Consider the following 21,707-nt stretch of genomic DNA (forward strand, 5'->3'; position numbering starts at 1 on the left):
CGGGCGCGGTGTCAGCCGCGCCGGGGCAGCTGGCCCGCGCCGTCCAGCATTCCCAGCAGGGCCGCGCCCAGTTGCCGCCAGGCATCGGTGGCGCCCGCCCAGTCGCTGGCCAGGCAGGCCTGCTCCAGCGTCTGCGCCAGGCCGCTGGCCTGCTCGTGCCCCAGCAGGCGCAGCACGCTTTTGAGGTTGTGCGCCAGCCGGCGCAGCGCCGCGGCGTCGCGCGCGGCCAGCAGGTTTTCGCCCAGCGCCACATCGTCGGGCAGCTGCGCAAGACAGCTGGCGCGGTAGCTGTGGAACAGGGCGGCATCGCCGCCGAAGTAGCTGGAGACGGCGGCCGGGCCGCCATCCGCCGGCATATCCGACGGCATATCCGACGGCATATCCACCGGCACATCCGCATCGGCAGCCTGCACGCTGGCCGGCGCGGGCGAGCCGGCCGGTTGCGCCGCCAGCACCGATTCCACGCAGTCCACCAGTTGCGCCACCGACACGGGCTTGCGCAGCACGCCCCAGACCTGCAGTTGCTCCAGCCGCAGCGCCACGTCGGCCCGCACGCCGGCGCTGAAGACCACGGCGCTGCAGCCGGCCTGCGGGGAGCTGCGCAGCCATTCGATGAGCTCGACCCCGGAGGCGCCGGGCAGCATCAGGTCGGTGATCAGCAGGGCAAAGGGCTGGCTCTGCAGCAGGCTCTGCGCCTGCTCCGCACTCGCGCAGGACACCAGGTTGAGGGGCATGCCCTCCAGCGCCAGCGTGACGAATCGCGCAATCGAGGCATCGTCCTCCACCAGCAGGACCGCAGGATGGGCCGGATTCACGCTGCCTGCCTGCCCAGCAGTTCGCCCAGCGCCTCGGGCAGCTCCTGCACGAGCTGGGGTTTGTGGATCACGCGCGCGCCGCCCAGTGCAAAGGCGTAGGCCTCGCGCTCTGCCGCATCCAGCGAGGTAACCACCAGCAGCTTGCAGCGCGCGAACTGCTCATGCGTGCGCAAGGTGGTGATGAGGGCGGCGCCGTCGATGTCGGGCAGCAGGATGTCCACCAGCAGCACGTCGGGCTGGATCTGCCCGTACAGCGCCATGCCGGTGATCCCGTCGTGCGCCACGTGCAGCTGCACGTCGGGAAAGTGGCGCTGCACCAGCAGGCGCACCAGGTTCTGGAAGTGCACGGAGTCCTCGATCAGCAGCACGCGCGGGCCCGTGCCGGCCTGCGCGGGAGCGGGCGCGGGGGCCGCAGCCGGCGCCCCGGACGTGGTGGCCGCATCGCCCTGCCTGCCGCGCCAGCGCTCCACAGAGGCGCGCGTGATGCGCCGGTGCCCCCCGGGGGTCTTCCAGGCCTCCAGATCGCCGCGATCGACCATGAGCTGAACCGACCGCACCGCCATGCCCAGCAGCTTGGCCACCTCAGCGGTCGTGTAGTGCGGAATTTGGCCTGGTGGGGTGCTGTTCTCGGACATGGCAGCAATTTTGCATCAAATACGATTAAAAAATTCAATACAAATTTGATGAATTTGATATTTATGATTGAATCCAACGCAGAACCCTTCAACTGCGTTGCGAAAGGCCCGCCATGAAGAAGATACTGATCGCCGAAGACCAAGCCGACATCCGCAAGCTGTTGCGCATGACGCTGGAGTCCAGCGCATACGAAGTCATGGAGGCGCCGACCGGTGACGAAGCCTGGGCCCTGGCCCAGCGCAGCCAGCCCGATGTCGTGCTGCTGGACATGATGATGCCGGGGACGCTGGACGGCCTGGAGGTGTGCTGCCGCATCAAGACCTCCTACGACCTGCGGCACACGCGGGTGATCCTGCTGACGGCCCGGGGCAGTGCGCAGGACCGCGAGGCGGGCTTCAATGCCGGTGCCGACGAATACCTGCTCAAGCCCTTCAGCCCGAACCGGCTGCTGGAGACCCTGGCCAGTCTTTACAGGAGCGACTGATGACGATGCACACGCAGGCCGCCGCGGGCCGATGGCAGATACCGTCCGGGAACGCCGCGCGCCTGTCCGCGCTGGTGCGGGCCGCCGTGCAGGCCGTTGTGCTGCCCGCTGTGCAGGCGCTGCTGCTGGCACTGGTTCCGGTCTGGGTGGCGGTGCTGGCCATGGGGCCTGGCGCAGCACGGGCCGGCGAGGTGCTGGACCGCGTGGCCAGCAGCCACACGCTGAAGGTCTGCATCTGGCCCGACTACTACGGCATCACCTACCGTGACGCACGCACGGGCAGGCTCACGGGCATCGACGCGGAGCTCTCGGCAGAGCTGGCCAAGGACCTGGGCGCGCGGCTGCAGCATGTGGACTCGTCCTTCTCGCGGCTGGTGCCCGACCTGCTGGAGTCGCGCTGCGACGTGGCCATGTTCGCCGTCGGCATCCTGCCGCAGCGCCAGCAGCAGCTGCGCTTCACCCAGCCCTACCTGAGCAGCGATATCTACGGCATCACCACCAAGAGCAACCCCGCCGTGCGCAGCTGGGCCGACATCGACCAGCCCGGCGTGCAGGTGGCCGTGCAGCGCGGCACCTTCATGGAGCCGGTCATGCGCGAGTCGCTCAGGCATGCGCACCTGGTGCTGGTGGAGCCGCCGCAAACCCGCGAAAAGGAACTCATGGCCGGGCGCGTGGACGTGTTCATGACCGACTACCCGTACAGCCGCAAGCTGCTGGACAGCTCGGACTGGGTGCAGCTGATCGCGCCGCCCCAGCCCTTCCATGTGCTGCCCTACGGCTATGCGGCCAGCCCTGCCGACGCCCAGTGGCTGGCGCGCCTGAACCAGTTCGTCTCGGACATCAAGCGCGACGGCCGCCTGGCCAGGGCCGCGCGCCACAACGGCCTGACCGCCATCGTCGCGCCCTGAAACTTCCGATGGAGCACCTTCATCATGTCTGAACGAGCTGCCGCGCATCATTTTCTCGGAGCCCGGCGCAGTGCCCACATCAAGGCGCTGGTGCTGACCTTTGCACTGTGCGTGCTCGCCGGACTGGTGCTCTTCGTCTGGAGCCAGCTGCATGCCGATGCGGACCAGAGCAAGTCCCAGGCCTCGCTGCTGGCCCGCGTGCTGGAGGACCAGACGGCCAAGACCTTCGAGAACACCGAAATGGCCCTGGCCAGCCTGGCGCACAACCCGGCCATCGTGGCCGCAGGCAGTGGGCGCGGCACGCGCGAGGCCGCCATGGCCCTGCTGATCGCCCAGTTGCCCTACCTGCGCAGCATGGCGCTGATCGACGACAAGGGCCTCATCCTGGCCAGCACCCAGGCCGGGGAGGCCGGCCAGCAGATCAACACGCAGGATCTGCTGCACGACAAGGCGGCCGTCCTCGTCCCCGGCAAGCCCCAGCTGGGCCGGCTGGTGCCCGGCCGCAGCCTGTCGTCGCTGGCGCCACGGGCGCATCCGACGCCGCGCGGCGTGTCCTTTCTGCCGCAGTTGCTGACCTTCCACCAGGACAACGGCATGCCCGCCGTGCTGGTGGCCCTGATCAATCCCGACGCCGTGGCCAACTTCTACCAGTCCACGCTGGAGACCCTCAGCTACGAGGCCGTGCTGCTGACCTATGACGGCCGACCCCTGGCCAGCACCAATGAGGGCACGGGCGTGCAGGCGGCCGCCGCGCTGCAGACGCCGCTGTTCCAGGAATGGCTGCCGCACAGCGAATTCGGCTCCTACATCGGCGCGGGCATGCTGGGGCGCCACCAGATCGTGTCGTTCCGCACCGTGCGCAACTGGCCGCTGCTGCTGGTGGTGGAGGAGCCCTATGCGGCCATGGTGGCGCGCTGGCGGGACAACGCCTTTGCCTTCTTCGTGGCCGGCGTGGCCCTGCTGGCCCTGGTGCTGGGACTGAGCTGGTCGGTGCTCAAGACCCGCAGGGTCCAGAAGTCGGCACTGCAGGCCATGGAGCAGGCACAGGCGCGCCTGGCGCGCAGCGAGCATGAGATGGCCGTGCTCATGCGCAGCGTGCAGGAGCTGATCTTTCGCACCGACAGCCAGGGACTTCTGACCTTCGTGAACGCGCGCTGGGAGCAGCTGACCGGCCAGCCCAGCGCCGAGGCCGTGGGCCAGCCGCTGGAGAACATCGTGGACGGCTCGTACCTGGCGCAGATCCAGGCCCTGCTCGATCCCCTGGCCCGGCTGGCACCGCGCAACTGCCAGGCCATGTTCCGCCTGCCGGGCAACCGGGAGATGCTCTGCGACATCGCCGTGGTTCCCCTGCTGCGCGACGGCCGGCTGGTGGGCTTTGCCGGCAGCGCCGTGGACGTGACCGCCCGCTGGAAGGCCCAGCAGGAGCTGCAGACCCAGCTGGCCTTCCAGCATCTGCTGTTCGAGACCACGCCCCTGCCCATGCTGGTCACCGACGCGGACCAGCGCGTGGCCCTGGTCAACAAGGCCTGGGAGGACTTCTTCGGCCGGGGCCGCTACGCCGTGCTCGGCCACGAGATCAAGGGCCTGCACGCGCGCGACGATGCCCTGCTGCAGATGCGCAGCAACCAGGTCGTGATGCGCTCGGGCCAGCGCATGATGGTGGAGGCCCGGCTGCCCCATGTGGACGGCAGCTACCGCGATGTGCAGATCTCCAAGGCAGCCGTCAAGAATGCCCAGGGCCAGATCACCGGCGTGCTCAGCATTTTTGTGGACGTGAGCGAATTCCGCGCAGCCGAGCATGCCACCCGCGAAGCCCGCGACGCGGCCGAAGAGGCCTTCCGCGTGAAATCGGAATTCGTGGCCAACATGAGCCACGAGCTGCGCACCCCGCTGCAGTCCATCATGGGCTTTGCCGAGCTCGGCGGCCTGCGCTCTCGCGGCAATCCCGCCATGGCCGACATGTTCAACGACATCCACGAGGCCGGCATACGCATGCTGGCCTTGGTCAACGACCTGCTGGACGTGGCCAAGCTGGAAAGCGCCGTGGGCACCATCCACGTGGAGCGCACCGACCTCAGGAGCCTGATCCGGCCCGTGGTGCGCGAGCTGGAGCCGCAGCAGCAGCAAAAGCTGATCGACCTGCGGCTGGAGCTCGACGACACGCCGCTGATCGCCAAGGCCGACCCCGTGCGCTTTCAGCAGGTGGTGCGCAATGTGCTGGCCAATGCCATCAAGTTCTCGCCCATTGGCGGGCGCATCGATGTGCAGGGCCGCATCGATGAACAGGGCGATATCTGCATCGCCGTCTCCGACCAGGGGCCGGGCATTCCGCCGCAGGAACTGGACAAGATCTTCCAGCCCTTCGTGCAGTCCAGCAAAACCCGCAACGGCTCGGGCGGCACCGGCCTGGGCCTGGCCATCTGCCGCAAGATCATCGACGCCATGGACGGCACCATCGCCGCCAGCAACCGCTCCGAAGGCGGGTCGCTGTTTCGCATCACCCTGCCCTGCCGCACCGGCGCATCGGAGACGCGGCCGGCGGAGTTGCTGTAGCGGAGCCAGACAGGGCTGAGAGCGCGTGGGCATTCGGCAACAAATGAGAAAAAGTCTCATTTAGAATGCCACAACCCTGCTCCCTGAACCTGCCGGTCGGCACGCCCGGCCTCCATTCCCGTTCGTATGACACGCCATCCGACTCCCGCAGCCTGGCTGGGCCTGGACCTGCGCTGGGCCTACGGCAGCCTGCTGCCCGCCATCTGGCGCAGCACGCGCTGCATCCACCGTGCGCAGGATGTGCTGCATGACGCCTTCGTGCGCTACGCCCTCAGCGGCAGGCATGAAGGCATCGCCCAACCGCACGCCTATCTGCGCGTGGTGGCGCGTACCGTGCTCGCGGACCAGATGGCGCATGAACGCCGCTTCGTGCCCCTGCCCGACCTGGCAGGCGAGCCGGACTCCACGGCCCCCGGCAGGCGCGCGGACGCCATCGCCGTGCAGGAAGCATTCACCGCGCCTTCCGCCGAGGTGCTGGCCGATCTGCAGCAGCGCCTGGCCGCTGCGCAGCGGGTCATCGAAGGGCTTCCCCCGCGCTGCCGCGAGGTGTTCTGGCTGTGCAAGGTGGAAGGCCATTCCCAGCCCAGGATTGCCGCCACGCTGGGCATCAGCCTGAACATGGTGGAGCGCCACCTGATGCGCGCCCTGCTGGACCTGCGCGCCGCGCGCGAGCTGCTCGCGCCATGACCACGCCGCGCGAAGAGGCCGCGCGCTGGTTCATACGCATGCACCGGGATGCGGGAGCGCAGCCCGGCGCCGCCGACGCCGCCGCCTGGCGCACCTGGATGGACGCCGACCCGCGCCACGCCGCCGAATACGCCGCCTTCGAGGCGCTGTGGCAGGACTTCGACTCCACGCCCCGCACCGAGGCCCTGGCCACGGCCGTGAACACCGCCGCACGCCAGCGCCGCAACACGCGCCGCGCAGCCATCACCCGCGGCGTGCTGGGCGTTGCCGGCCTGGGCACGGCGGGCCTGCTGGCATGGCGCGGCTGGCTTGAATGGCAGGACACCACCGTGTTCGCCCTGGCCCGCGACAGTGCGATTGGCGAACGCATCGTGCTGAACCTGCCCGACGCCAGCGTGCTGACCCTGGGACCGGCCAGCCGCATCGCCACGCGCTACACGCGCCGCCAGCGCGCCGTGGTGCTGGAGCAGGGCGAGGCCCTGTTCGACGTGGCCAGGGATGCAGACCGCCACTTCACCATCGACGCAGGCCAGGCGCGCATCACCGTGCTGGGCACGCGCTTCACCGTCAACCGGCTGCCGGGCCTGGTGCGGGTGAGCGTGGAGCATGGCACGGTGCGTTTGGCGGTGAAAGGTGCTGAAGGAGCACCGTCCTTGCTGCTGCAGGCGGGCGAAGTGGGGGAACTGCCGGACGAAAGCGCCGGTGCCGCACCCGGTGCCGCACCCGGTGCCGATGGCGCCCACGCCAGCCCCCGCCCCCGTCGCGTGCAGCGCGATGCGCGCGACAGCTTCTCGTCCATCGAACGCGGTCTCATCGTCTTCGACAGCGCCGGGCTGGGCGAGATCGCCGCCACGCTGTCGCGCTGGCGCCGCCAGCCCGTGCGTGCGGCCGTAGCCGACGGCACGGGCGGGCCGCGCATCACGGCCGCCGTGCAGCGCGCCGATGTGGAGAGCTTCCTGGACGCGCTGCCGCGCATCGCCGCCGTGCGCGTGCAGGAGCGCGACGGCGCCACCTGGCTGGCCCCGCGCAGCACGGCGCCGGAAAAAATCCGGAAAAACTGAAAAAAAGCGGTCAACACACATCAGGGATCCGGCGGGCTGCCCCGTCATACAGGCGAGCACAACCGATTTCCAGGAGAACGTTCCCGCCATGCCCGCCCGCCCTCTTTCCTCCCGCCCGGCACGCGCCTGCCTGTCCCTGCTCGCCTGCGCGGCGGCACTGGCCTGCACGCCAGCCCTGGCCGCCCCTGCCGACATCGACCTGCCGGCCCAGCCGCTGTCCGACGCCATCAAGGCCCTGGCGCGCGCCACCGGCACCAGCATCGCGGCCGACAGCGCCCTGCTGGCAGGCAAGACCGCGCCCGCCGTCCAGGGCCGCCTGGAGCCGGCCGAGGCACTGCAGCGCCTGCTGGCCGGCAGCGGGCTGCAAGCCTCTGCCCAGCCCCAGGGCGGCTGGCTGCTGCGCCCCGCCCCGGCGCGCCCGCAGACCGCGCTGGACGAAGTGCGGGTGACGGCCACGGCCCTGCGCGACGGCCGCACGGAAGGCACGGGCAGCTACCGGGCGCCCTATGCCAGCGCGGCCACCAAGATCGAGCTGACGGCCCGGGAGACGCCGCAGTCCGTGTCCGTGATCTCGCGCGCGCAGCTCGATGACCAGAACTTCGTGGAGCTCACCGAAGCCGCCAAGGTGGTGCCCGGCATCGTCGTGCGCCGGCAAAGCAGCACAGGCGGGCGCAGCGACATCCTCTCGCGCGGCTACCAGTCGTCCACCTACCAGTTGGACGGTCTCACCGTCAGCGGCAACCCGGCCACCCAGGAAACGCTGGACCTGGCCCTGTTCGACCGGGTCGAGGCCCTGCGCGGGCCGGCCGGGCTGTTCTCGGGCGCGGGCGAGCCCAGCGTCATGCTCAACCTGGTGCGCAAGCGCGCCCTGCCGGACTACCAGGGCCAGGGCGCCATCGGCCTGGGCTCGCGGGGCCGCAAGCGGGCCGAGGTGGATGTCACCGGCCCGCTGTCCGAAGATGGCCGCCTGCGTGGCCGGGTGGTGGCGCTGCACGAGAACTTCGGCAGCCCCGTGATGGCCATGGACGGCCACAAGCAGGCCCTGTATGGCACGGTGGAGCTGGACATCACTTCCCAGAGCACGGTCTCGGTGGGCGCCACCTGGCAGCGCGGCCGGGGCAACTACGACACCGGCCTGCCCGCCCACGCCGACGGCAGGCTGGCCCCCATTCCGCGCGACGTGGCCATTGCCGCCGACTGGGGCCGAGCCGCGCCCGAATCGCTGGCCGGCTTCATCGAGTCGGAGACGCGGCTCGACGGCGGCGGCCTATTCAAGGTGGCCGCGCGCCGTGTGCTGCGCCAGCAGCGCGACAAGTACATCAACGGCTACTCGGCCGTCTCGGACACCGGCATCAGCCGCTTCACCCAGGCCCAGACCGTGGACCGCGACTACGCCGACACCACGGCCGACATCTACTACAGCACGCCCTGGCAATGGGCCGGGCAGACGCACCATTTCATCGCGGGCGCGGACTACCGCAGCTCCAACATGCACCTGCGCATGCTGCGCGGCGCCATGAACACGCCGGCCGACCTGTTCCACTACGACCCCTCCTCCATCCCCGAGCCCAGCTTCAAGCCCTTTGCCGACGACATCACGCGCACCAGCCTGCGCGGCGTCTACGGCCAGTTGCGCATCAAGCCCACGCAGGCCCTCACCCTGGTGGCGGGCGCGCGCAAGAGCTGGTGGAAGACAGAAACCTCGGACCGGCTGCAGAACACGCGCTCGGGCTACGAGGTCGATGGCCAGTTCACGCCCTTCGGCGCCGTGCTCCTCGATCTGAACGACAGCTGGACGCTCTACGCCAGCCAGTCGCGCATCTTCCAGCCGCAAAGCGGGCGCCTGGCCGGCGGCGGCCAGATCGCCCCGCGCGAGGGCCGGCAGGTGGAGGCCGGCATCAAAGGCAGCCTGCTGGACGGACGCCTGAGCGCCACCGCCGCCATCTACCGCATGCAGGACACCAACCGCGCGCTGGCCGATCCTGGCGATGCCGCCTTCGTCATCCCCGCAGGCAAGGTGCGCTCCGAAGGCTTCGAGGCCGAAGTGGTCGGCTCGCTGTCGCCGCGCTGGGACGTGGCGGCCAGCTACGCCTACATGCGCTCCAAATACCTGCAGGGCACCGTCACGCAGACGGGCACCGACTTCAGCACCATGTCGCCGCGCCACAGCGTGAACCTGTGGGCGCGCTACCGCGTGGCCGGCCCCGTGGCCCAGGGGCTGGAGCTGGGCGCGGGCGTGCGCGCCGTCAGCGAGTTCTACGACACCCTGGGCACCGTGCGCTGGCGCGCGGGTGGCTACGGCGTCTGGTCCGTCTATGCCGCCTACCCGCTCACCCCCAAGGTCAAGCTGGCCGTGAACATCGACAACCTCTTCGACCGCGTCTACTGGGAGCGCGTGGGCACGGCCACGCGCAGCAACTACTACGGCCTGCCGCGCAGCATCATGGTCACGCTGCGCAGCAGTTTCTGATCCCGTCGCCAGAGGGCGTGCGCCGCAGAAGGCTGCCGCGCCCCCTGCCTGCCGCGCAGGCATTCAATACATCGATACCATCGAATGATTTCTCACAAATAATTCAATAGATCCACACAATGCATGGATTTACGCTTGTGTCCATCGCCGGCAGCCGCCGCCAGCCAAGACACACGCCATTGCCATGCAAGACCGTTTCCTGATCGAGCGCATCGAGGCGCGGATCCTCGACATTCCCACCATCCGTCCGCACAAGCTGTCGTTCGGCTCCATCAGCCGGCAAAGCCCGGTGATCGTGCAGCTGTGGCTGCGCAATGGCGCCACGGGCTTTGGCGAGGCCGCCACCATCGGCGGCCCGTCGTGGAACGAGGAATCGCCCGAGAGCATCCACCACGCCATCACCAACCACCTGGCGCCCAGCCTGATCGGCCAGGACGGCGCGCGCTTCGAGGCCTGCCTCTCGCGCATGGACCTGGCCTGCAAGGGCAATGCCTTTGCCAAGAGCGCCGTGGAAATCGCGCTGCTGGACGCCGTGGCGCGCAGCCTGCAGCTGCCGCTGTGGCAATTGCTGGGCGGCAAGCAGCGCGACAGCCTGCCCCTGGCCTGGACGCTGGCCAGCGGCGACATCGAGCGCGACCTGGCCGAGGCCCATCTGCGCCTGGAACAAAAACGCCACCGCATCTTCAAGATGAAGATCGGCGCGCGCACGCCCGAAGCCGATGTGGCCCATGTGAGCGAGATCGCACGCGGCCTGCAGGGACGCGCCACGCTGACCGTGGACGTGAACCAGGCCTGGGACGGCGCCACGGCGCGGCGCTTTCTGCCGCAGCTGATCGATGCCGGCGTGACCCTGATCGAGCAGCCCGTGGCCGGCTGGAACGTGCCCGCGCTGCGCGAGCTGACGGCCACGCTGCAGGGCGCGCTGGTCATGGCCGACGAGAGCGTGTGCACGCCCTACGACGCCATGCGCCTGGCGCGCGAGCAGGCCAGCCATGTGTTCTCGCTCAAGGTGGCCAAGCACGGCGGCCTGCTGCGCACGCGCAAGGTGGCGGCCATTGCCCAGGCGGCCGACATCGGCTGGTACGGCGGCACCATGCTGGAGACCTCGATCGGCTCGGCCGCCTCGGCCCATGTCTTTGCCACGTTGGGCGGGCAGCACTACAACTGCGAGCTGTTCGGCCCCCAGCTGCTGGTGGACGACATCGTCACCGAGCGCATGGCCATCAGCGACTTCGAGCTGCAACTGCCCGACGGGCCCGGCCTGGGCGTGGAGATCGACCTGCAGCAGCTGGACCGCTTCGACCGCGCGCTGGCCGGCAGCCAGCCGCAGCACTTCGACATGGGGCAGGCCCGGACCGGGGCTGCGACCTGAATTCCTTTCATTCCTCCTGGAGACAAACATGCTTTATCTGGTCCGCATGGACGTGAAGATCCCCCACGACCTGCCCGCCGACGTGGCAGCCGAGATCAAGGCCCGCGAGAAGGCCTATTCCCAGCAGCTGCAGCACGACGGCCGCTGGCCCCACATCTGGCGCGTGGTGGGCGAGTACGCCAACTACAGCGTGTTCGACGTGGCCTCCAACGACGAGCTGCACGAGCTGCTGCAGGGCCTGCCGCTGTTCCCCTACATGGACATCCAGGTCACGCCGCTGGCCCGGCATCCCTCGGCCATCGCCTGAGCACAGCCCAGACCAAGACCAAGACCAAATTTTTCGGAGACAACTGAAGTGAATGTGAAACGCCGTTTTCTGACCGCCGCAGCCGCAGGCCTGTGCCTGTCCGCCGTGATGCCCGCCGCGCACGCCCAGGCCCCCGAGGCCAACTGGCCCAGCAAGCCCATCCGCTGGATCGTGCCCTTCCCGCCGGGCGGCGCCATGGACGCCATTGCGCGCACCCTGGGCGAGAAGGCCGGCCGCACGCTGGGCCAGCCCTTCGTGATCGAGAACCGTCCCGGCGCCGGCGGCAACATCGGCGCCGACTTCGTGGCCAAGCAGCCCGGCGACGGCTACACGCTGATGATCACCTCCATCGGCATGGCCACCAACAAGCCGCTGTACCGCAAGCTCAGCTACGACCCGATCAAGGACTTCGCCCCCGTGGGCGTGCTGGCCGTGGTGCCCAACATCCTGGTCACCAACTCCACCCAGCCCAACGTCAAGAGCGTGGCCGACGTGGTGGCCGCCGCCAAGGCCTCGCCCGGCAAGCTGACCTATGCCTCGGCCGGCAACGGCACCTCCATCCACCTTGCAGGCGAAGTGTTCAACTCGCTGGCCGGCGTGGACATCCTGCACATCCCCTACAAGGGATCGGGCCCGGCGGTGTCCGACCTGCTGGGCGGACAGGTCAACTACATGTTCGACTCCATCACCTCGGCGCGCCCGCACATCCAGTCGGGCAAGCTGCGCGCCCTGGCCGTGACCACGGCCAAGCGCTCGTCCAGCATGCCCGACGTGCCCACCATGGAAGAGGCCGGCATCAAGGGCTACGAGGTCTCGCCCTGGTTCGCCGTCTTCATGCCCGCCAGCACGCCGCCGGCCATCGTCAAGAAGCTCAACCAGGTCTTCGTGGCAGAGATGAAGCAGCCCGACGTGCTCGAACGCTTCAAGGCCATCGGCGCCGAAGTCGTGGGCTCCACGCCCGAGGAAGCGGCCAAGCACCTGCAGGCCGAGTCCGTGCGCTGGACCAAGGTGATCACGGAGCGCAACATCAGCATGGATTGAGCGCTTCTCTTTTCCAGGACATCCCATAAAACCACGAGGAGACAAACATGTCCGAACTGTCCCAGGACCAGCTGCTGAATCTGGTCAACAGCAAGCAGATCGCCCCTGGCAGCGACCGCGTGCGGGCGCTGACCCAGCGCATCGTCAGCGATCTGTTCCACACCATCGACGAGATGGATGTCACGCCCGACGAATTCTGGGCCGCCGTGGACTGGCTGGGCCGCCTTGGGAGCAGCGGCCAGCTGGGCCTGATCACGGCAGGCCTGGGCTTCGACCGGCTGCTGGACATCCGCAGCGACGAGGCCGATGCGCGTGCCGGCCGTGCGGGCGGCACGCCGCGCGCCATCGAAGGCCCGCTGTTCGTGGCCGGTGCACCGCTGTCGCAAGCGGAGGCGCGCCTGGACGAGGGCGAGCCCCAAGGCGAGGTCTTCGTGATGGAAGGACGGGTGCTGGACCTTGACGGCCAGCCTCTGCCGCATGCGCTCATCGATGTCTGGCATGCCAATGTCCAGGGCGGCTACTCGCACTTCTTCCCGGGCATGAAGCCCTACGAGCTGCGCCGCCGCATAGAAGCCGACGACCAGGGCCGCTACCGCTTTCGCAGCTATGTGCCGCCCGGCTACTCCATACCGCCGAACAGCCCCACCTCGGAACTGTTCGACGCGCTGGGACGCCACGGCCATCGTCCCGCCCACATCCACTTTCTCGTGGTTGCACCCGGCATGCGCACGCTGACCACCCAGGTCAACCTGCCCGGCGATACCTACCTGGACGACGACTTCGCCTTCGCCACGCGCGACGGCCTGATCGTCGAGCTGGAGCGCGGCGTGGCGCCGGCCGGCTATGAGTCGCTGGGCGTGAACGCGCCTTTCGTACGCACGCGCTTCGACTTTGTGCTGCAGCCCGCAGTCAGCGAAGGCGAGTCCTTGCCGCTGACACGCATGGAGCGTGTGCGCGCCTGAGGCTCCGCCACCTTCCGGGGCCTTCCGGCCTGCCATTTTTTCGATTCGTCCGTTCCACAGCAGGCCGCCCCTTGGAGTGCGGCCTGCTTCACCGTACCCGCTTCCCGCACCATGTCCAGCCTGCATCGCATCGCCGCAACCCTGCTGACCGCCACCGTGGCCCTCGTGCCCGCCCTGGGACACGCCCAGGCTCCGGCAGCCTTTCCTTCCAAGCCGGTGAACATCGTCGTGCCCTACGCGGCCGGCGGCCCCGTGGACAACCTGGCACGCGCGCTGGCCACGCGCCTGAACAAGGTCTGGTCGCAACCCGTGGTCATCCTCAACCGCACAGGCGCCAACGAGATCATCGGGGCCGAGTACGTGGCCAAGAGCGCACCCGACGGCTACACGCTGTTCGCCGCGACCGAAGCGTCGCTGACCATGAACCCGCACCTGTACAGGAAGCTGCCCTACAACCCGCAAAAGGACTTCGCCCCCATCTCCCGCCTGATCAGCGTGCCCATGGTCTTCTTCGTGCCCCAGAGCTCCAAGGCCGGCACGCTGCAGGAGTTCATCGCTCAGGCACGCCAGGCAGGCAAGACCAAACCGCTGACCTATGGCTCATCGGGCGCGGGCGGCATCGTGCACCTGCCGCTGGCCATGTTCGCCAAGCAGGAAGGGCTGGAGATGGTGCACGTGCCCTACAAGGGCGCTGCACCGCTGATCCCCGAAGTCATCGCCGGCCAGATCGACGCAGCGGTGCTGGGCGTGTCGGTGATCGAGCAGCACATCAAGTCGGGCAAGCTCAAGGCCCTGGCCGTGTCCTCGGAGACACGCAGCATCGCCTTGCCGGATGTGCCCACCTTCAAGGAAGCCGGCGTGCGCGACATCCAGGCTGTCTTCAACATCGGCCTGCTGGCACCGGCTGGAACGCCGGCTCCCCTGGTGGAGAAGATCGCCGCCGATGTGCGCCGCGTGCTGCTGGAGCCCGAATTCCGCAAGACCCAGGTGGACGCGTTCTCCTACGTGGCCGTGGCCTCCAGCCCCGCCGAATACCGCGACTTCCTGGCGCGCGACTACCAGGTGCAGGGCGAGCGCGTGCGCACCTCGGGCGCCTCGCTGGATTGAACCGGACGGGGTCCGTTCAGCTCTGGACTGCGGTGCGCTTGGCAACCACGTGCACCGCAGCCGCAGGCCTGCGCCCCCAGTTCATCAGCGCCGTGCCGGCCACGGCCATGCCGCCGCCCAGCACGATGCTGGCATCGATGCTCTCGCCCAACCACAGCGCCGACAGCGCCACGCCGATCACGGGCACCAGGGTGATGTAGCCAGAGGCCGCGCCCGCGCCCAGCGCCTTGACGCCATCGAAATACCAGGCATAGGCAAGCGCCGTGGCGCCGAAGGCCAGGAAGGCCAGCGCACCCCAGGCGGTGCCGTTGCCAAGCACGGCAGCCTGCAGGCCGGCCGGCCCCTCGACCACCAGACTGGCCACCAGCAGCATGGCCGCGCCCATGGTCGAGGTCACGGCCGTGGCCGACAGCGCATCGACACCCGTGAGCAGCCAGCGGCCGATCAGGGTGTAGGTCACCCAGCACACCACGCAGCCCAGGATCAGCAGCTCTCCGGCGCCCACCGATCCCTGCAGCAGCGCCAGCGGCTGGCCATGCGAGATCACCACCACGGCGCCGCAGGCCGCCAGCGCCATGCCCAGGGCAATGGTGCGGTTGAGCCGCTCGCCGAACAGCCATACCGCCAGCGCCAGCGTGAGCACGGGGTTGAGCGTGATCACCAGGGCCGCCTTGCCGGCCGGCACATGCTGCAGCCCCATGAGGAAAAAGGCCGCATAGCCGAACACGCCCGTCGCGCCAGCGGCCGCCATGCCCAGCCAGCGTTTGGCGCTCCAGTGCCTGAGACCGGCCATGCCACCGGCCCAGTACAGCCACGGCAGCAACACGGCGGCGGCCAGCAGGAAGCGCAGGCTGGCGGCTGCCAGCGGCGGCATGTTCTGTGCCACCACGCGGCCCGCAGGCCAGGAAGCGCCCCACAGCAGTGCCATGCCGACAAGCCGCAGGTGGGGACCGAAGAAGCGTTGAAAATTCATGGCGCGTACTATGTGCTCATATCGATTCATAGACAAATGAGCGAATGCTCATGACCTGGACACCGTGATCCCATGACCTTCACCCAGCTCGAAGTGTTCGCGGCGCTGGCCCGCGCCGGCAGTTTCTCGCGCGCGGCCGCGCTGCTGGGCATTACCCAGAGCGCCGTCAGCCATGCCCTGCGCGCGCTGGAAGGCGAGCTGCAGGTGCAGTTGGTGCGGCGCGAAGGCCCTCACTCCCCGCTGACCGACGCAGGCACGCGGCTGCTGCAGCGCGCCAACGACATCCTCCAGCAAAAGGAGGCCTTGCGGCAGGAGGCCGATGCCGAGCGCGGCATGGCGCGCGGCACGCTGCGCGTGGCCTCGTTCGGCGCCACCTCTTCGCTGCGTCTGCTGCCCCCGCTGATCACCGAATACCGCCGCCGCCAGCCCGCCGTGCTGGTGCAGATCGACGAGCAAAACGACGACACCGTGGTCAAGTGGCTGCTGGAGCGGCGTGTGGAGATCGGCTTCGTCGTGCTGCCCGACGAGCGCTTCGAGACCGTGCCCCTGGTGGAAGACGAACTGGTGGCGCTGCTGCCCGCATCGCACCGGCTGGCGGCCCAGCGCAGCATCCGCGCAGCCGATCTGCAGGGCGAGGCCTTTGTGCGCACCTCGGCCGGGTCGGGCGCGCACATCGACCGCTTCCTGGCCGAGGCCGGCGCCCAGCCTGCGGCCATCTACCACTTCGAGCAGATGTCCTCCATGCAGGGCTTCGTGGCCCAGGGCCACGCCATTGCGATTGCCGCACGCCTGGCCGTGCCCGAGCAGGCGCCTGAAGGCATGGTCTACCGCAGCCTCGCGCCCCGCCAGCGCCGCGTCACCGGCCTGGCCGTGCGCAGCATGGAGCGCCTGTCGCCGGCCGCTGCCGGCTTTGTGGAGCTGGCGCGGGAGATGGCGAAGAAGAAGCGGTTTGGCTAAGCCTGCGCCGCCGACGGCAAGGTCAGCGGATGCAGCACCAGCGCCTCGCGCACGATGGGCTTGAGAGCCTGGGCCTCGTCGGGGCTGGCCAGCACGCGGGCCAGTTCGGCGCGCATGCGGGGCTCCCAGAATTTGCGGATGTGTTCGGCGATGCCCTGCAGGGCCTCGTCACGCTCGGGCATGGCCTCGAAGAACTCGCCGATGCGGTTGGCCATGCGGACCAGGTTGGCGCTGTCCATCACTTGCCTCCCGCCACGGCCATGCTGCCTGCCTGCGCGGCTTGCAACAGGCCGATCTGCTCTTCATGCATGCGCGCAAAGCCGCGCTGCCAGTCGGACGGCTGGGCGTGCTGGGGGACGGGCAGCACCTGCACGGCCGTGACCTTGTATTCGGGGCAGTTGGTGGCCCAGTCGGAGCTGTCGGTGGTGATGACGTTGGCGCCGGATTCGGGAAAGTGGAAGGTGGTGTAGACCACGCCGGGCTGTATGCGCTCGGTGACGGTGGCGCGCAGCACGGTCTCGCCCGCGCGGCTGGCGATGCCGACCCAGTCGCCGTCGCGTATGCCGCGGTCCTCGGCGTCATGCGGATGGATTTCCAGCCGGTCCTCGCTGTGCCAGTGGCTGTTGTGCGTGCGCCGGGTCTGGGCGCCCACGTTGTACTGCGACAGGATGCGCCCCGTGGTCAGCAGCAGCGGAAAGCGCTGGGTGACCTTCTCGTCGGTGGCCACGTACTGGGTGATGATGAACCGGCCCTTGCCGCGCACGAAGCGGTCCCTGTGCATGATGGAAGTGCCGGCCTCTTCGGTGCTGTCATTGCAGGGCCATTGCACGCTGCCCAGCCGGTCGATCTTGTCGTAGTTCACACCTGCAAAGCTGGGCGTGAGCGCGGCGATCTCGGCCATGATTTCGCTCGGGTGCGTGTAGTGCATGGCGTAGCCCAGCGCATTGGCCAGCAGCTGGGTGACCTCCCAATCGGCATAGCCGGCCAGCGGCGCCATGACCTTGCGCACGCGCGAGATGCGGCGCTCGGCATTGGTGAAGGTGCCGTCCTTTTCGAGGAAGGAAGCGCCCGGCAGGAAGACATGGGCGTACTTGGCGGTTTCGTTGAGGAAGATGTCCTGCACCACCACGCATTCCATGGCCGAGAGCGCGGCCGTCACATGCTGGGTGTTGGGGTCGGACTGCACGATGTCCTCGCCCTCGCAGTACAGGCCCATGAAGCTACCGGCCAGGGCCGCCTCGAACATGTTGGGAATGCGCAGGCCGGGCTCGGGGCTGAGCGCCACGCCCCAGGCCCCCTCGAACTCGGCGCGCACCGTGCTGTCCGAGATGTGGCGGTAGCCGGGCAGCTCATGCGGGAAGGAGCCCATGTCGCAGGAGCCCTGCACATTGTTCTGGCCGCGCAGCGGGTTCACGCCCACGCCTTCGCGGCCCACGTTGCCCGTGGCCATGGCCAGGTTGGCAATGCCCATGACCATGGTCGAGCCCTGCGCATGCTCGGTCACGCCCAGGCCGTAGTAGATGGCCGCGTTGACGGGGCGGCCCGCTGGATGGTCCTCGGCGCCCAGCGCATACAGGCGCGCGGCGCCGCGCACCAGGTCAGGCGCCACCCCGGTGACCTCGGCCATGGCCTCGGGCGAGTTCTCGGGCCGGGCCACGAATTCCTTCCACTGCGCGAAGGACTTGGCATCGCAGCGCTCGGCGATGTAGTCCTCGGCCAGCCAGCCTTCGGTGACGATGACATGGGCCAGCGAGGTGATCATGGCCACGTTGGTGCCGGGCCGCAGTTGCAGGTGGTAGTCGGCGCGGATGTGGGGCGACTTGACGAGCTCGATCTCGCGCGGGTCGATGACGATGAGCTTGGCGCCCGCACGCCGGCCGTCGCCGCGCAGGCGCTTTTTCATGCGCGAGCCGAACACCGGGTGCGCGGCCGTGGGATTGGCGCCGATGACCATGACCACGTCCGTGTGCTCGATGGACTTGAAGGTCTGCGTGCCGGCCGAGGTGCCATAGGTCTGGCCCAGGCCATAGCCCGTGGGCGAATGGCACACGCGCGCGCAGGTATCGACGTTGTTGTTGCCGAAGGCCGTGCGCACCAGCTTTTGCACCAGGTAGGCCTCTTCGTTGGTGCAGCGCGAGGAGGTGATGCCGCCAATGGAATCCTTGCCGTGCTTCGCCTGGATGCGGCGGAACTCGCTGGCCGTGTGGGCAATGGCCTCTTCCCAGCTCACTTCGCGCCAGGGGTCGGTGATCTTCGCGCGGACCATGGGCCGGGTGATGCGGTCCTTGTGCGTGGCATAGCCCCAGGCAAAGCGGCCCTTGACGCAGGCATGGCCCTCGTTGGCCTGGCCGTCCTTCCAGGGCACCATGCGCACGACCTGCTCGCCCTTCATCTCGGCCTTGAAGCCGCAGCCCACGCCGCAGTAGGCGCAGGTGGTGATGGCGCTGTGCCCGGCCTGGCCCAGCTCGGTCACGGTCTTTTCCTGCAGCGTGGCCGTGGGGCAGGCCTGCACGCAGGCGCCGCAGCTGACGCAGTCGCTGTCCATGAAGCTGCCGCCCTGCCCCGCCGTGACGCGCGACTCGAACCCCCGGCCCGAGATGGTCAGCGCAAACGTGCCCTGCGTCTCCTCGCAGGCGCGCACGCAGCGGTTGCAGACGATGCACTTGCTGGGGTCGTAGCTGAAGTACGGGTTGGAGTCATCGACCTCGGCGCGCGCCTGGCCCTTGAAATGGTTGGCGCCGTCGAAGCCGTAGCGCACCTCGCGCAGGCCCACGGTGCCGGCCATGTCCTGCAGTTCGCAGTCGCCGTTGGCGCTGCAGGTCAGGCAGTCCAGCGGATGGTCGGAGATGTACAGCTCCATCACGCCGCGGCGCAGCTCCTGCAGTTGCGGGCTTTGCGTGCGCACCTTCATGCCCGGCTCGGCCGGCGTGGTGCACGAGGCCGGAAAGCCCTTGCGGCCTTCAATCTGCACCAGGCACAGGCGGCAGGAGCCGAAGGGCTCCAGGCTGTCGGTGGCGCACAGCTTGGGCACGCTGACGCCGCCTTCCATGGCCGCGCGCATCAGCGAGGTGCCCTCGGGAACGCAGACCTCGCGGCCGTCGATCTCCAGGGTGATCAGGCGTTCGGACGGGCTGGCGGGCGTGCCCCAGTCGGCTTGCTTCAAATGGTCGAGCATGGTGTTCTCCGTTCAGGCAGCCGCTGCGGCCGTGGTGGACTCGATGCCGAAGTCCTGGGGGTAGTGGTTCAGCGCCGAGCGCACGGGATACGGCGTCATCCCGCCCATGGCGCACATGGAGCCGTGCTGCATGGTGTCGCACAGGCTTTCCAGCAGGGCCACCTGGCCGGCGTGGGCGGCAGGGTTGCTGCCGGCGCGCACGATGCGGTCGATGACCTCCACGCCGCGCGTGGAGCCGATGCGGCAGGGCGTGCACTTGCCGCAGGACTCGATGGCGCAGAACTCCATGGCGTAGCGCGCCAGCTGCGCCATGTCGGCCGTGTCGTCATGCACGACGATGCCGCCGTGTCCCACCACGTTGCCCTTGGCGGCATAGGCCTCGTAGTCCAGCGGCGCATCCCAGTCGGCCGGCGCCACATAGCTGCCCAGCGGGCCACCCACCTGCACGGCCTTGATGGCGCGGCCGGTGGCCGTGCCGCCGCCAAAGTCTTCCACCAGCTCGCGCAGGCTCAGGCCGAAGGCCTTTTCCACCAGGCCGCCGCGCGCAATGTTGCCGGCCAGCTGGAACGGCAGCGTGCCTCGCGAGCGGCCCATGCCAAAGCCCTGGTAGAAAGCCGCGCCGCGCGCCAGGATCAGCGGCACCGTGGCCAGCGTGATCACGTTGTTGATCACCGTGGGCCGGCCCCACAGCCCCGCTATGGCCGGCAGCGGCGGCTTGGCGCGCACGATGCCGCGCCGGCCCTCGATGCTCTCCAGCATGGCCGTTTCCTCGCCGCAGACATAGCTGCCTGCGCCCTTGCGCACCTCCATGTGGAAGGCCCGTCCGCTGCCGGCCACGTCGCGGCCCAGCCAGCCTGCGGCCTCGGCGCGCGCAATGGCCTCGCGCAGGGTGGCGATGGCATGCGGATACTCGCTGCGCACATAGACCAGGCCCTGCGTGGCGCCCACGGCCAGGCCCGCGATGGCCATGCCTTCGATCAGCGTGTAGGGATCGCCCTCCATCAGCAGCCGGTCGGCGAAGGTGCCCGAGTCGCCCTCGTCGGCGTTGCAGGCAATGTACTTTTGCGGCCCCGCTGCGGCGGCCACGGTCTTCCACTTGATGCCGGCCGGAAACGCCGCACCGCCACGGCCGCGCAGGCCCGAATCCAGCACCTCCTGCACGATGGCCGCGGGCTCCATGCGCGCCGCGCGCTCCAGCCCCTGCCAACCGCCATGGGCCCCATAGTCGACCAGGTTCAGCGGGTCGATGACGCCCACGCGCGCAAAGGTCAGGCGCTCCTGGCGCGCCAGGTAGGCAATGGCCTCGGTCAGTCCATGGCACAGCGCATGGCTGCCGCCCTGCAGCATTCCGGCATCGATCAGGCCCGGCACCGCATCGGCCGTGACCGGGCCGTAGGCCACGCGGCCTTCGGGCGTCTCGACTTCCACCAGGGTCTCCAGCCACAGCAGGCCGCGCGAGCCGTTGCGCACGATCTGCACCTGAAGGCCGCGCGCCTCGCACTCGCGCTGCAGGGCGCCGGCCACGGCGTCAGCGCCCACGGCCAGCGCGGCGGCATCGCGGGGCACATAGACGCGCACGCCGGGGCCTGCCCCTGCCCCTGCCCCTGCATGCGCAGGCTGGGCCACCGGCTCGCCGGCCTGCTCCGGCTGGCGGCATTGCGCGATGAGTGCATCCAGGCCGTTGGCCGAGACATGCGCATGGGGCTGGCCATCGAGCATCACGGCAGGCGATGACGCGCACAGGCCCAGGCAGTAGACCGATTCCAGCGTGACGGCGCCATCGGCACTGGTTGCATGCCCATGCCCGTGCCCACTCGATCCGCAGCCCAGCGCCTGGCCTGCGTGGGCCAGCAGCGCGTCCGCACCGCGCGACTGGCAGGCCTCGGCGCGGCAGACCTGCAGCACATGGCGGCCCGCTGGCGTGCTGCGGAAATGGGGGTAGTAGGAGATGACGCCATGCACCTCGGCACGCGAGAGGTTCAGCGCATCGGCAATGCGCGGCACGGCGGCTTCGGGGATATGGCCCAGCATGTCCTGCACGGCGTGCAGCAACTCGATCAGGGGGCCGGGGCGCCGGGCATGGACGGCAATGGCGTGCTCGACGGCCTCGCGCTCATGGGCGCCGAGTGCACTGCCGGCAACAGCGGCATTGAGGACGGCGATGGGAATGATCTTCCCTTGTGTGGCTGGCATGGGTGT

The 21,707-nt window shown here is 69.1% G+C and carries 18 protein-coding genes; 12 read left to right on the top strand and 6 right to left on the bottom strand.

Annotated features, from left to right (window positions below; all coding sequences use genetic code 11):
- Nucleotides 1-11: 11 nt before the first annotated feature.
- Together IB269_RS10005 and IB269_RS10010 are read right to left on the bottom strand one after the other, a co-directional pair.
- Complete coding sequence (locus tag IB269_RS10005; protein ID WP_192367081.1) at nucleotides 12-815, bottom strand: response regulator; 804 nt, start codon at nucleotides 813-815, stop codon at nucleotides 12-14.
- On the bottom strand, nucleotides 812-1,450 hold the full coding sequence (locus tag IB269_RS10010; protein WP_012203799.1) for a response regulator: 639 nt from the start codon (nucleotides 1,448-1,450) through the stop codon (nucleotides 812-814). Before IB269_RS10010 ends, IB269_RS10005 begins: the two co-directional genes overlap by 4 nt.
- Nucleotides 1,451-1,563: 113 nt before the next feature.
- Between IB269_RS10010 and IB269_RS10015 the strand changes: the two genes are divergently transcribed.
- The 11 genes from IB269_RS10015 to IB269_RS10065 all read left to right on the top strand — a co-directional run bounded on the left by IB269_RS10015 (nucleotide 1,564) and on the right by IB269_RS10065 (nucleotide 14,403).
- Nucleotides 1,564-1,935 carry a response regulator transcription factor gene (locus tag IB269_RS10015; RefSeq protein WP_012203798.1) on the top strand — a complete coding sequence of 124 codons (372 nt, stop codon included), beginning with the start codon at nucleotides 1,564-1,566 and terminating at the stop codon, nucleotides 1,933-1,935.
- A complete protein-coding gene (locus tag IB269_RS10020) occupies nucleotides 1,935-2,843 on the top strand; it encodes an ABC transporter substrate-binding protein (RefSeq protein ID WP_180317892.1) in 909 nt (302 codons plus the stop codon). Before IB269_RS10015 ends, IB269_RS10020 begins: the two co-directional genes overlap by 1 nt.
- A gap of 24 nt (nucleotides 2,844-2,867) precedes the next feature.
- Complete coding sequence (locus tag IB269_RS10025; protein ID WP_013803879.1) at nucleotides 2,868-5,396, top strand: ATP-binding protein; 2,529 nt, start codon at nucleotides 2,868-2,870, stop codon at nucleotides 5,394-5,396.
- A gap of 126 nt (nucleotides 5,397-5,522) precedes the next feature.
- Nucleotides 5,523-6,083, top strand: a complete 561-nt coding sequence (locus IB269_RS10030; RefSeq protein WP_013803880.1) for an RNA polymerase sigma factor — start codon at nucleotides 5,523-5,525, stop codon at nucleotides 6,081-6,083.
- On the top strand, nucleotides 6,080-7,144 hold the full coding sequence (locus IB269_RS10035) for a FecR family protein (protein ID WP_192367082.1): 1,065 nt from the start codon (nucleotides 6,080-6,082) through the stop codon (nucleotides 7,142-7,144). Before IB269_RS10030 ends, IB269_RS10035 begins: the two co-directional genes overlap by 4 nt.
- Nucleotides 7,145-7,232: 88 nt before the next feature.
- Complete coding sequence (locus IB269_RS10040; protein WP_192367083.1) at nucleotides 7,233-9,614, top strand: TonB-dependent siderophore receptor; 2,382 nt, start codon at nucleotides 7,233-7,235, stop codon at nucleotides 9,612-9,614.
- A gap of 184 nt (nucleotides 9,615-9,798) precedes the next feature.
- Complete coding sequence (locus tag IB269_RS10045) at nucleotides 9,799-10,986, top strand: muconate cycloisomerase family protein (protein WP_192367084.1); 1,188 nt, start codon at nucleotides 9,799-9,801, stop codon at nucleotides 10,984-10,986.
- A gap of 28 nt (nucleotides 10,987-11,014) precedes the next feature.
- On the top strand, nucleotides 11,015-11,293 hold the full coding sequence (gene catC / locus IB269_RS10050) for a muconolactone Delta-isomerase (RefSeq protein ID WP_012203794.1): 279 nt from the start codon (nucleotides 11,015-11,017) through the stop codon (nucleotides 11,291-11,293).
- 48 nt (nucleotides 11,294-11,341) lie between these two features.
- Nucleotides 11,342-12,334 (top strand): Bug family tripartite tricarboxylate transporter substrate binding protein, encoded by a 993-nt coding sequence (locus IB269_RS10055; protein WP_012203793.1) that lies wholly within the window; start codon nucleotides 11,342-11,344, stop codon nucleotides 12,332-12,334.
- Nucleotides 12,335-12,381: 47 nt separating this feature from the next.
- Complete coding sequence (locus IB269_RS10060; RefSeq protein WP_043790605.1) at nucleotides 12,382-13,296, top strand: dioxygenase; 915 nt, start codon at nucleotides 12,382-12,384, stop codon at nucleotides 13,294-13,296.
- A 111-nt stretch (nucleotides 13,297-13,407) separates the two neighbouring features.
- Nucleotides 13,408-14,403 carry a Bug family tripartite tricarboxylate transporter substrate binding protein gene (locus tag IB269_RS10065; RefSeq protein WP_012203791.1) on the top strand — a complete coding sequence of 332 codons (996 nt, stop codon included), beginning with the start codon at nucleotides 13,408-13,410 and terminating at the stop codon, nucleotides 14,401-14,403.
- Between the two features lie 16 nt (nucleotides 14,404-14,419).
- On the opposite strand, the gene IB269_RS10070 is transcribed toward IB269_RS10065, so the two are convergent.
- The gene (locus tag IB269_RS10070; protein WP_192367085.1) at nucleotides 14,420-15,376 is read right to left on the bottom strand and encodes a DMT family transporter; all 957 of its coding nucleotides are present in this window, start codon (nucleotides 15,374-15,376) and stop codon (nucleotides 14,420-14,422) included.
- A gap of 72 nt (nucleotides 15,377-15,448) precedes the next feature.
- On the opposite strand from IB269_RS10070, the gene IB269_RS10075 reads away from it, so the two are divergent.
- Nucleotides 15,449-16,333: a LysR family transcriptional regulator gene (locus IB269_RS10075; protein WP_043824565.1), complete on the top strand. Its 885-nt coding sequence runs from the start codon at nucleotides 15,449-15,451 to the stop codon at nucleotides 16,331-16,333.
- On the opposite strand, the gene IB269_RS10080 is transcribed toward IB269_RS10075, so the two are convergent.
- From IB269_RS10080 to IB269_RS10090, 3 genes are read right to left on the bottom strand one after another with little or no spacing between them, the layout of a single operon-like run.
- The gene (locus tag IB269_RS10080; RefSeq protein WP_013803888.1) at nucleotides 16,330-16,572 is read right to left on the bottom strand and encodes a formate dehydrogenase subunit delta; all 243 of its coding nucleotides are present in this window, start codon (nucleotides 16,570-16,572) and stop codon (nucleotides 16,330-16,332) included. The genes IB269_RS10075 and IB269_RS10080 overlap by 4 nt on opposite strands.
- The gene (fdhF, locus tag IB269_RS10085) at nucleotides 16,572-19,508 is read right to left on the bottom strand and encodes a formate dehydrogenase subunit alpha (protein WP_192367086.1); all 2,937 of its coding nucleotides are present in this window, start codon (nucleotides 19,506-19,508) and stop codon (nucleotides 16,572-16,574) included. Before fdhF ends, IB269_RS10080 begins: the two co-directional genes overlap by 1 nt.
- A gap of 12 nt (nucleotides 19,509-19,520) precedes the next feature.
- A complete protein-coding gene (locus tag IB269_RS10090) occupies nucleotides 19,521-21,701 on the bottom strand; it encodes a formate dehydrogenase subunit gamma (RefSeq protein WP_192367087.1) in 2,181 nt (726 codons plus the stop codon).
- Nucleotides 21,702-21,707: the final 6 nt, after the last annotated feature.

It is taken from the genome of Delftia sp. DLF01, assembly GCF_014852125.1.
GTDB classification, from domain to species: Bacteria; Pseudomonadota; Gammaproteobacteria; order Burkholderiales; family Burkholderiaceae_C; genus Comamonas; species Comamonas acidovorans.

Coding starts and splice junctions, on each gene's coding strand:
- IB269_RS10010 (WP_012203799.1), bottom strand. CDS start 1,450: ATGTCCGAGAACAGCACCCCACCAGGCCAAATTCCGCACTACACGACC.
- IB269_RS10015 (WP_012203798.1), top strand. CDS start 1,564: ATGAAGAAGATACTGATCGCCGAAGACCAAGCCGACATCCGCAAGCTG.
- IB269_RS10020 (WP_180317892.1), top strand. CDS start 1,935: ATGACGATGCACACGCAGGCCGCCGCGGGCCGATGGCAGATACCGTCC.
- IB269_RS10025 (WP_013803879.1), top strand. CDS start 2,868: ATGTCTGAACGAGCTGCCGCGCATCATTTTCTCGGAGCCCGGCGCAGT.
- IB269_RS10030 (WP_013803880.1), top strand. CDS start 5,523: ATGACACGCCATCCGACTCCCGCAGCCTGGCTGGGCCTGGACCTGCGC.
- IB269_RS10035 (WP_192367082.1), top strand. CDS start 6,080: ATGACCACGCCGCGCGAAGAGGCCGCGCGCTGGTTCATACGCATGCAC.
- IB269_RS10040 (WP_192367083.1), top strand. CDS start 7,233: ATGCCCGCCCGCCCTCTTTCCTCCCGCCCGGCACGCGCCTGCCTGTCC.
- IB269_RS10045 (WP_192367084.1), top strand. CDS start 9,799: ATGCAAGACCGTTTCCTGATCGAGCGCATCGAGGCGCGGATCCTCGAC.
- catC (WP_012203794.1), top strand. CDS start 11,015: ATGCTTTATCTGGTCCGCATGGACGTGAAGATCCCCCACGACCTGCCC.
- IB269_RS10060 (WP_043790605.1), top strand. CDS start 12,382: ATGTCCGAACTGTCCCAGGACCAGCTGCTGAATCTGGTCAACAGCAAG.
- IB269_RS10065 (WP_012203791.1), top strand. CDS start 13,408: ATGTCCAGCCTGCATCGCATCGCCGCAACCCTGCTGACCGCCACCGTG.
- IB269_RS10070 (WP_192367085.1), bottom strand. CDS start 15,376: ATGAATTTTCAACGCTTCTTCGGTCCCCACCTGCGGCTTGTCGGCATG.
- IB269_RS10075 (WP_043824565.1), top strand. CDS start 15,449: ATGACCTTCACCCAGCTCGAAGTGTTCGCGGCGCTGGCCCGCGCCGGC.
- IB269_RS10080 (WP_013803888.1), bottom strand. CDS start 16,572: ATGGACAGCGCCAACCTGGTCCGCATGGCCAACCGCATCGGCGAGTTC.
- fdhF (WP_192367086.1), bottom strand. CDS start 19,508: ATGCTCGACCATTTGAAGCAAGCCGACTGGGGCACGCCCGCCAGCCCG.
- IB269_RS10090 (WP_192367087.1), bottom strand. CDS start 21,701: ATGCCAGCCACACAAGGGAAGATCATTCCCATCGCCGTCCTCAATGCC.